Raw genomic sequence first — 9,915 nt, forward strand, 5'->3', positions numbered from 1 at the left:
AAGGGACTGAGCTCCCCCTCGGGGGGACGCGAGCGCAGCGAGCTTGGGGGCACCACTCATCAGCCGAAGACCGCGTGCCAGACGGCCAGCACGGCGTCCCGCTCGCGGGCCAGGGCTTCGGGCGCGAACTGCGTGGGTTGCTCGTCCAGCCGCGCCTGGTGCTGCGCGCGGCGCAGCTCGCGGTAGGCGTCCGCTGCCGCCATGCCGGTGCCCGGCGGCAGCAGGCCGGCCGTTTCGGCCCGCTGCAGCAGCGCGATGTTGCCCAGGTTGGGGCGCAGCTCCGGGTGTTCGGCCGCGTGCATCAGCACCAGGTTCTGCACCACGAATTCGGCGTCCATCATGCCGCCGGGGCTGTGCTTGACGTCGAAGCGGCCGGGCTTGATGGGGTGGGCCGCCCGCACCTTCTCGCGCATGGCATGGATCTCTTCGCGCAGCGCGGCCGGCTCGCGCGGAGCGGTGAGCACCGCGCAGCGGATGTCCTCGAAGCGCTGCTGCAGCGCGGGTGAGCCCGCGCACCAGCGCGCGCGGGTGATGGCCTGGTGTTCCCAGGTCCAGGCGGTGTTGCTGCCGCGGCCCACCTGGTACTTCTCGAACGAGGCGATGGACGTGACCAGCATGCCCGAGTTGCCGTTGGGCCGCAGCGCGGTGTCGATCTCGAACAGCTCGCCGGCGGCGGTGCGCAGCGTCAGCCAGGTGATCAGCTTGCGCACGAAGGCGCCGTACACCTCGGCCGACCTGTCGGGGTCTTCGTCGCCTTCGGCGTCGTAGAGGAACACCACGTCCAGGTCGCTGCCGTAGCCCAGTTCCTTGCCGCCCAGCTTGCCGTAGGCGATGACGGCAAAGCGCGGCTCCTCGCGGTGGCGTTGCTTGAGGTGGCGCCAGGCCCAGCGCTGCGCGCAGTCCAGCGTGGCATCGGCCAGCGCCGACAGGTCGTCGGCCACTTGTTCGACGGTGATGTGGCCTTCCACGTCGCGCACCAGGATGCGGAACACTTCGGCATGGTGGGCGCGGCGCAGCGTGTCCAGCAAGGCTTCTTCCGACGCTTCACCCGAGCGCTCCCAGGCCTGGTGGCGCTCGTCCAGTTCACGCAGAAAGGCCTCGCGGTCGAAGCGGCCGTGCAGCAGCCGGTCGTCGGCCAGCTCGTCGATCACGCCGGGGTGGCGCATCAGGTAGCGCATCGGCCAGCGGGCCAGGCCCAGCAGGTGCAGCAGGCGGCTTTGCACCTCGGGCCGCTCCACCAGCAGCGCCAGGTAGCTTTCGCGGCGCAGCAGCGGCTCCACCCAATCGACGAAGCGCAGCACCGCGTCTTCGGTGCAGTCGCCTTGCGTCACCCGCTTGGCCGCGCGCTGCACCAGCCGGCCCAGGCGCAGCTTGCTTTCGTCGCGCAGGTTCTGCACCCGCGCGCTCTGCGACCAGGCCTGCACCCGTTCGCGCAAGGCGGGCGCCAGCATCTCGTGCAGCGATTCGCTGTCGATCGGCAGCGTGATGCTGCAGTTGCGGCAGCCGTTGCGGCCCGGCGCGCTCGGCGTGGGCGCCTGGCCGTCGTGCAGCAACGCATCGAACTCGGTGGCCACGAACTCGCGGGTTTCGCCCAGGTGGTGCAGCAGCTCGCAGGGGTTGTCGGCGGTGCCCAGGCCCAGGCTGGCGGCGATCCAGCCCAGGTCGTGGTCGGCCGTGGGCAGCAGATGGGTCTGCTGGTCGTCCAGGAACTGGATGCGGTGCTCCACCCGGCGCAGGAAGGTGTAGGCCTCGGCCAGTCGATCGGCGGTGGCGGCCTTCATCAGGCCGCGGGCCACCAGGCGCTGCAGGCCGCGCAGCGTGCTGCGGGTGCGGATCTCGGGAAACTGCCCGCCGCGCACCACCAGCAGCAGCTGCACGATGAACTCGATCTCGCGGATGCCGCCCCGCGACAGCTTCACGTCGTTGGCGCGCTCGGGCCGGCCGGCGGCACGGCGCTGGGCTTCTTCGCGGATCTTGCGGTGCAGCTGGCGCAGGCCCTCGAACACGCCGTAATCGAGGTAGCGGCGGTACACGAAGGGCGTGACCAGGTCGCGCAGCTGCAGCGCACGGCCGCTTTCCACCGCGGCGCGCGGCGCCACCACGCGGCTCTTGAGCCAGGCAAAGCGTTCCCACTCGCGGCCCTGCACCTGGAAATACTCTTCCAGCATCGCCAGGCTCACCGCCGGCGGGCCCGAGTTGCCGTTGGGCCGCAGCATCAGGTCGACGCGGAAGACGAAGCCGTCGTCGGTGGCCTCGCCGATCAGCGTGTACAGGCGGCGCACCACCTTGGCAAAGAACTCGTGCGCGCTGATCGGCTCGGGGCCCGTGGTCTGGCCGTCTTCTTCGTACACGTAGATCAGGTCGATGTCGGACGAGACGTTCAACTCGCGCGCGCCCAGCTTGCCCATGCCCACGATCCACAGCTCGATGGGCTCGCCGCCCGCCGTCATCGGCGCGCCGTGGCGCAGTTCTTCGTCGGCGCGGGCCTGGGCGAGGGCGCGTTCCAGCGTCACCTCGGCCAGCGTGGTCATGGTGTGGGTGACGTCGTCCAGCGTGGCCTGCTGCTCCACGTCCAGCACGGCCAGCCGTTCCATCACCACCTGCCGGGCCACACGCAGGGCCGATGCCAGCGGCCGGCCATCGGCCTGCAGGCGGTCGATCAGCACGTTCAAGGTGTCGGCACGCGGAATGCCAACAGGCAGCAAGGCCAGTTCGGGCGCGTAGCGGCGGCGGATTCGCTGGACGTAGCGGCTGTGGTCGGCCGTGGGCAGGGGCATGTTCAAGACGGGGTCCGCGAGCGTGGAGAAAACGGCCTGGGAAAGCGCCGGCGCCGGCATCTGCCAGGCGCCGCGCGGGCGGAAGGAGCTGAAAAAGGCTGTGCTAGATTGCCGAGGTCCCGAGGCGCCAGCCCGCCGTTGTCCGGCGATGTTCGATGCGGCCGTGATCGTCGACCGTTGCCTGGCGTGAATTCATTCGATGCCTCCGTCCCTTGTGGCCCCTGCCGATGCCGATACCGTGCTGGTACCGCGCCGTTGGCGCTGGGCCAGAAACCTGCTGCGTCTGCTGGCCGCCGTTGTCGTTGCGGGCTGGAGCTTATTGCTCATCGCTTGGCTGACTCTGTATTGGGGAATTCTGCCGCACGTCGATGAGTGGCGCGGCTCTATGGAAACCCGCGCCAGCCAGGCGCTGGGCGTGCCGGTCAGGATCGGCGCCATCCGTGTCGAATCGCGCGGCTGGGTGCCGTCGCTCGAACTCACCGACGTGGTGCTGCACGATGCACAGCAGCGCGAAGCCCTGCGTCTGCCGCGAGTCCGGGCGGCGGTGTCGGCCCGCTCACTGCTGTCGCTGCAGCTGCGCCTGGAACAGCTGCTGATCGACGCGCCCGCGCTGGACGTGCGGCGCGACGCACAGGGGCGCATCTTCGTGGCCGGCATCGAGCTGCCGCACACCCAGGGCCCGGACCGCAACCCCACGGCAGACTGGTTGTTTGAACAGCATGAGCTGGCCATCCGCCGCGGCGCGCTGCGCTGGACAGACGAGTTGCGCGGCCTGCCCGCGCTGGTGCTCAGCGACGTGGACCTGGTCATCCGCAACCGCCTGCACCGCCATGCACTCCGGCTGGATGCCACGCCGCCGCCGGCCTGGGGCGAGCGCTTTTCGCTGCGCGGCCAGTTCAGCCGCCGGCTGCTCAGCCGCCCTGGCGACTGGCGCCACTGGTCGGGCACCGCCTACGCCGCGCTGCCGCGCACCGACGTGTCGCAGCTGCGCCGCTACGTCGACCTGCCCTTCGAGCTGACCCAGGGCGACGGCGCGCTGCGCCTGTGGGCCGAAGTGACCAATGGCCAGGTCAATGGCGCCACGCTGGACCTGGCGCTGCGCGAGGTGGCCTTGCGGCTGGCGCCCGAGGTGCTGCCGATGGCGCTGCAACAGGTGCAGGGCCGGCTGCAGGGCCAGCGTGACGACCGTGGCTGGCGCCTGTCGGGCCAGCGCATCGGCTTCACCACCGACGATGGTCTGACCTGGCCGCAAGGCAACTTCAGCCTCGCCCTGCGTGACGCAGGCAGCGGTGACCAAGCGGCCCCGGCGGGCGAGTTGAGTGCCGATCGACTCGACCTGGCGCTGCTGTCGCGCATCGGCGAAGCCGTGCCGATGTCGGCCGACGCGCGCCAGGCGCTGGCCCAGGCGGCGCCCGAAGGCCGGGTCGAGAACCTGGCCGCCCGCTGGGAAGGCCCCTGGCAGGACCCGCAGCGCTACCAGTTCAAGGCCCGGCTGGTCGGCGTCTCGGTGGCGGCCGCGCCGGCCGAACACTCCACAGAGCCCGGCCGCCCCGGCTGGCGGCAGGCCCAGGCCGAGGTGGAGGCCACCGAGCGTGGCGGCAAGGCACGTGTGGTGCTGGACGGCGGCGCACTGGAGCTGCCCGGCGTGTTCGAGCAGCCGCTGGTGCCCTTCGACCGTTTCCAGGCCCTGGTCGATTGGCGCATCGAGGCGGCGCGGCCGGTCGGCGCCGCGGCATCGGCCGCGCCACCGGCCATCAGCGTCAAGGTCGGGCAGCTGCAGTTCAGCAATGCCGATGCCACCGGCGAGTTGTCGGCCACCTGGCGCAGCGGCCCGGGCGAGGGCCATGGCGCCGGCAAGCGTTTTCCGGGCGTGCTCGACATGACCGGCAAGCTGCAGCAGGGCCGGGCCGCCGCGGTGGCCCGCTACCTGCCGCTGGCGCTGCCCGAAGACACGCGTCGCTATGTGGCCGATGCGGTGCAGGCCGGCGACATCGGGCCCACCACCTTCCGGGTCAAGGGCGACCTGTGGCAGTTCCCGTACAGCGATGCGCGGCTGGGCGAGTTCCGCATCGCCGGCAAGGTCTCGGGCGTGGCGCTCGCCTATGTGCCGGCGCGGCTGATGGCCAGCGCCACCGACGCCCGCCAGCCGGCCTGGCCGCCCTTCGACAACGTAGCCGGCGAGCTGGTGTTCGAGCGCAGCAGCATGGCCATCCGCAATGCCAGCGGCCGGGTGTCGGGGGCGGTGCTCAGTCGCATCAACGGCGGCATCGCCGACCTCGACCAGGCGGTGCTGCGCATCGACGGCCAGGTGCGCGGACCCGGCAACGAGCTGCTGAACTACGTGCGCCGCTCACCGGTGGACGCGTGGACTGGCCATGCCTTTGCCACCAGCACCTTCGGCGGCAACGCCGACCTCAAGCTGGCGCTGACCATTCCGCTGGACGACACCGACCGCAGCACCGTCAAGGGCAGCGTCGCCCTGGCCGGCAACGACGTGCGCCTGCGGCCCGACGTGCCCTTGCTGGCCGGCGCCCGCGGGCGGGTCGACTTCACCGAGAACAGCGTCAAGCTGGTGGGCACCAGCGCCCGCGCGCTGGGTGGCGAGCTGAGCTTCGACGGCGGCACCCAGCCCGACGGCAGCCTGCGCTTCAACGGCCAGGGCACCGCCACGTCCGAGGCGCTGCGCCGCGCCACCGAGCTGGGCGGCCTGTCGCGGCTGGCGGGCGCCTTCAGCGGCCAGGCGCCTTACCGGCTGTCGCTGGGGTTCATCGGCGAGCAGACCGAGGTCACGGTGACCAGCCCGCTCACCGGCCTGGGCATCGACCTGCCGGCGCCCCTGCGCAAGGCGCCCGAAGCCGCCATGCCGTTGCGGGTGGAGGTCAAGCCGCTGCCCGGCAACGTGCCGCGCGACCAGTTGCGCCTGGACCTGGGCGGCGTGCTGCAGGCGCAGTACCTGCGCGACCTGTCGCAGGGCGCGCCGCGGGTGCTGAACGGCGGCATCGGCGTGCGCGCGCCCGCCCCGGTGCCGGCCAGTGGCGTGCAGGCGCAGGTGGTGCTGGCCAGCCTGGACGTGGACGAGTGGCAGCGCGCGGCCGAACGCCTGGCCGGCCCACTGCCGGCCGCCGCACCCGCCGCAGCCGCCACCACGCCCACCACACCGGCAACACCCGCAGCCGCCGAAGCCGACTACCTGCCGCGCAGCCTGGCGCTGCAGGTGCAGCAGCTGGCCGTCAGCAGCCGCACGCTCACCCGGGTGGTGGCCGGCGCCAGCGAAGGCGAAGACGGCCAGTGGCGCGCATCGGTCGATGCCGAGCAGCTGGGCGGTTACCTCGAATGGCGGCCCGCCCGCCCGGGCGCCGCCGCCGGCCGGCTGTACGCGCGGCTGGCCCGGCTGTCGGTGCCGCCGAGCGAGGCGCAGTCGGTCGAAACCTACCTGGCCCAGTCGCCCAGCAGCGTGCCGGGCCTGGACATCGTGGTCGACGATTTCGAGCTGTCGGGCAAGCGGCTGGGCCGGGTGGAGATCGAGGCCGTCAATCGCGGCGGCGCCGGCACCCGCGACTGGCGGCTGAGCAAGCTGGAAGTGGCGGTGCCCGAAGCGCGACTTTCTGGCACCGGCCAATGGTCGGGCGGTGGCCGCGGCCCCAGCCGCATGGTGATGGACTTCAAGCTCGACCTGGCCGACAGCGGCGCCTTTGCCGAGCGCCTGGGCCTGGGCAAGGTGTTGCGCGGCGGCAAGGGGCGCATGCAGGGCCAGCTGGCCTGGGACGGCTCGCCGCTGGCGCCGCACGTGCCCTCGCTCGACGGGCAGCTCAACCTGGCGCTGGACGCCGGCCAGTTCCTGAAGGTGGCGCCGGGCATGGGCCGGCTGCTGGGCGTGCTCAGCCTGCAAGCCCTGCCGCGCCGGCTGACGCTGGACTTCCGAGACCTGTTCGGCGAGGGCTTTGCCTTCGACAACGTCAACGGCGACGTGGCGCTGCGCAAGGGCGTGGCCCGCACCAACAACCTGCGCATGCGGGGCGTGCAGGCGGCGGTGCTGATGGAAGGCCAGGCCGACATCGAGGCCGAAACCCAGGACCTGCGCGTGATCGTGGTGCCCGAGCTCAACGCCGGCACCGCCTCGCTGGCCTATGCGGTCATCAACCCCGCGGTGGGGCTGGGCAGCTTCGTCGCGCAGATGTTCCTGCGCAAGCCGCTGATGGCCGCCAGCACGCGCGAATTCCACATCTCGGGTACCTTCACCGACCCCAAGGTGGAACGCGTGGCGCGCGCGGTGGATGCACCGCTGCCCGAGATCGATCCGCCCGCACCGGCCGCCTCGGTGCCACCCCGCATCGCCAACTGACCGACCCTGGAGCGCCCATGAAGATCGCCGCCCTGCAGATGGTGTCCACCCCCGACGTGGACCGCAACCTGGCCGCCGCTGGGCGCCTGATCGCCCAGGCCGCCGACGCCGGGGCCGACCTGGTGGCGCTGCCCGAGTACTTCTGCCTGATGGGCCGCCGCGACACCGACAAGCTGGCGCTGGCCGAAGCCCCGGGCGAAGGCCCGATCCAGCGCTTTTTGCAGCAGGCCGCGCGCGAGCATGCGCTGGTGCTCATCGGCGGCACGCTGCCGATGAAAACGCCCGACCCGGCCCGCGTGCGCAACACCTGCTGCGTGTACGGGCCCGATGGCGCGCTGGTGGCCCGCTACGACAAGCTGCACCTCTTCCGCTACGACAACGGCCGCGAGCGCTACGACGAAGGCGCGGTGCTGGAAGCCGGCGATGCACCCGTGGCCGCCACGCTGCCGATGCCGGGCGGCCAGTCGCTGCGCGCCGGCCTGTCGGTCTGCTACGACCTGCGCTTTCCCGAGCTGTACCGCGCGATGAGCTTTGCGCCCGGCGCCGGCCCCTGCGACCTGCTGAGCGTGCCGGCCGCCTTCACCTACCCCACCGGCCAGGCCCACTGGGAGCTGCTGCTGCGCGCCCGCGCGGTGGAAAACCAGTGCTATGTGATCGCGCCCGCGCAGGGCGGCACGCACGAGAACGGCCGCCGCACCTGGGGCCACAGCATGGTGGTCGACCCCTGGGGCGAGGTGCTGGCGCTGCAGCCCGAAGGCGAAGGTGTGGTGATGGCCGAGATGGACATGGACCGCCTGGCCGCGGTGCGCCAGCAACTGCCCGCGCTGAGCCACCGCCGCCTGTGATGTCCACCACGCTGCGCCCGCTGCCGCCCGAGGCCTTTGGTGCCTACATGCAGGCGTCCATCGCCAGCTATGCGCAGGAGAACGTGGAGGCCGGCCGCTGGCCCGCCGAAGGCGCGCTGGAACGCTCGCATGCCGACTTCCTGGCGCTGCTGCCGCAGGGCCTGGCCACGCCCGACCATCACCTGCTGGAAGTGCTGGCCACCCCCGAAGGACCGGTGGTGGGCCACCTGTGGCTGGCGCTGGAACGCCGGCATGGCGGCTGCAGCGCCTTCGTCTACAACGTCGAGATCGCCCCCGAACACCGCCGCCAGGGCCACGCCCGCCGCGCCTTCGAGGCCGCCGAAGCCCTGGCCGCCGAACTGGGCGCCACCAGCATCGGCCTGCACGTCTTCGCCCACAACCCGGGCGCGCAGGCGCTCTATGAGTCGCTGGGTTACCAGGTGACGGGGATCAACATGAAGAAGGGGCTGCTCACAGCGCCATCCGGTGCTTGAGGTCGTTCAGCCAGTGAGGCTCCAGCAGGCCGTCGTGCTGCAGGCGGCCCACGACGATGCCGGGGTGGACGCCGATGCGCTCGGCATAGGCCTGCACGGCCGCGCGCGTGTGTGGCAGCGAGGGCAGCACAGCGGCGAGCTCCGGGGGAACCAGGAAGTCGCGCGCCCAGGCATCGGCCTCGGCTTCCTCGGGCGATCCGGCTTCCGTGGCCGCCGGGTCTTCCAGAAACACCGAATGCTTTTGCCCGCCATGCAGCAGGATGTGCGCGGCCTCATGGAACAGGCTGAACCAGAACCGGTCGTTGAGCTTGCCATACACCGACAGCTGGATCAGGGGCCGGTGCGGTTGCAGCCAGCGCGCGACGCCCGACACATGCGCGCGTGGCAACGCCGGCACCACCACAAAGGCCACGCCAGCGGCCTGCATCGCCACCTGCAACTGGGCTCCCAGGTCATCGGGCGGCTGGCGAGTGAGCTCCCGGATGTGCACGAGCACCTGGCGAAACGCTGCCTCGTCGTAGCGCGGGCCGTCCAGCCGCTCGGCAATGCGCTCACCCATGCGCAGCCAGGCCGAGATGGCGCCCATGTCGGCCTGCGCTTGGCGGGTGCGGCGAAAGGCCACCGGCATGCAGCCGTACTGGCTCTGCCATTGCTCGGGACTGGCCACGCCAAAAAACGCGAGCGCCTCGGCCACCAGGCCAGGCTTGGAGGCCGCATCGATCCGCCGTTTGCGCAGCGCGCCGGCCGCCATCATGTCCTTCAGGGGCAACCGCGCCAGCCAGGGCAGCATGGCCGAGTGGCGCTCCGTCTCCTCCAGCGCCGCCACGCGCTCGCGGTACTGCGCCTCCCGCGTCAGCCAGAACCCCACCGATGCGCCCAGCACGCTGTGCAGTCGGATCGCGGCGTCTTCCGTCAGCGGCACCTTGCCCTTGATGAGCTGGTTGACGTGCTTGAGCGAATAGCCCAGCCGGTCGGCCAGCTGCTGCTGGGTCCAATGGCGTTCGTCCAACAGGTCGGCGATGGTGTCACCGGGCGGCGAAGCCCAGTCTGGCCGGAAGGCGCCGGCCTCGCCGCGGTCCATGGCTTCAGTCATGGTAGTCACCGATGTATTCAATGCAGACGATGGTCACGGCAGACCAGTCGATGCTGGCATCCGCGTGACGCGGGAGGGGGTCGTTGGCGGGTGCGAACACCAGTCGCCAACCGCCGGCCAGCGACACCGCAAACTGACCTTCACGGTCGCCTTTGAGTGGGTGCGGGTGGGGCTTGCCGTTCTTGAAGCGAATGTCCAAGAACGCCTCTTCCTCCGGGCTCTGAGGCCACGGACTTTACCAGATAGGTAAAACGCCTAGCGCCGCCCGAACATCATCTGCCGCGCCAGCGCCTTCTTGGCCGGGCCGATCCTGTCCAGCACGGCCAGGCCCAGGCCGCGGGCGGCGGCCAGGCCGGGCCAGGTC

6 protein-coding genes are annotated in these 9,915 nt (G+C 71.5%); 3 read left to right on the forward strand and 3 right to left on the reverse strand.

Features of this window, described 5'->3' with window-relative positions; genetic code table 11:
- Window positions 1-59 precede the first annotated feature (59 nt).
- Window positions 60-2,777, reverse strand: coding sequence for a bifunctional [glutamate--ammonia ligase]-adenylyl-L-tyrosine phosphorylase/[glutamate--ammonia-ligase] adenylyltransferase (gene glnE / locus ABNT58_RS05060; RefSeq protein ID WP_348752421.1), 2,718 nt, complete (start codon window positions 2,775-2,777; stop codon window positions 60-62).
- 199 nt (window positions 2,778-2,976) lie between these two features.
- Between glnE and ABNT58_RS05065 the strand changes: the two genes are divergently transcribed.
- The 3 genes from ABNT58_RS05065 to ABNT58_RS05075 are packed head-to-tail and all read left to right on the forward strand — an operon-like array spanning window position 2,977 to window position 8,458.
- Entirely contained in the window at window positions 2,977-7,119 is a 4,143-nt protein-coding gene (locus ABNT58_RS05065) for a YhdP family protein (protein WP_348752417.1), read from the forward strand.
- 17 nt (window positions 7,120-7,136) lie between these two features.
- A complete protein-coding gene (locus tag ABNT58_RS05070; RefSeq protein WP_348752418.1) occupies window positions 7,137-7,964 on the forward strand; it encodes a carbon-nitrogen hydrolase family protein in 828 nt (275 codons plus the stop codon).
- Window positions 7,964-8,458 (forward strand): GNAT family N-acetyltransferase, encoded by a 495-nt coding sequence (locus tag ABNT58_RS05075; RefSeq protein ID WP_348752419.1) that lies wholly within the window; start codon window positions 7,964-7,966, stop codon window positions 8,456-8,458. Before ABNT58_RS05070 ends, ABNT58_RS05075 begins: the two co-directional genes overlap by 1 nt.
- Here ABNT58_RS05075 and ABNT58_RS05080 read toward each other — a convergent pair.
- The gene (locus ABNT58_RS05080) at window positions 8,436-9,551 is read right to left on the reverse strand and encodes a helix-turn-helix domain-containing protein (RefSeq protein ID WP_348752422.1); all 1,116 of its coding nucleotides are present in this window, start codon (window positions 9,549-9,551) and stop codon (window positions 8,436-8,438) included. The genes ABNT58_RS05075 and ABNT58_RS05080 overlap by 23 nt on opposite strands.
- Window positions 9,544-9,750 carry a hypothetical protein gene (locus ABNT58_RS05085; protein ID WP_348752420.1) on the reverse strand — a complete coding sequence of 69 codons (207 nt, stop codon included), beginning with the start codon at window positions 9,748-9,750 and terminating at the stop codon, window positions 9,544-9,546. Before ABNT58_RS05085 ends, ABNT58_RS05080 begins: the two co-directional genes overlap by 8 nt.
- Window positions 9,751-9,915 lie beyond the last annotated feature (165 nt).

It is taken from the genome of uncultured Aquincola sp. (assembly GCF_964001545.1).
In the GTDB taxonomy this organism is placed as follows: domain Bacteria; phylum Pseudomonadota; class Gammaproteobacteria; order Burkholderiales; family Burkholderiaceae_C; genus Aquincola.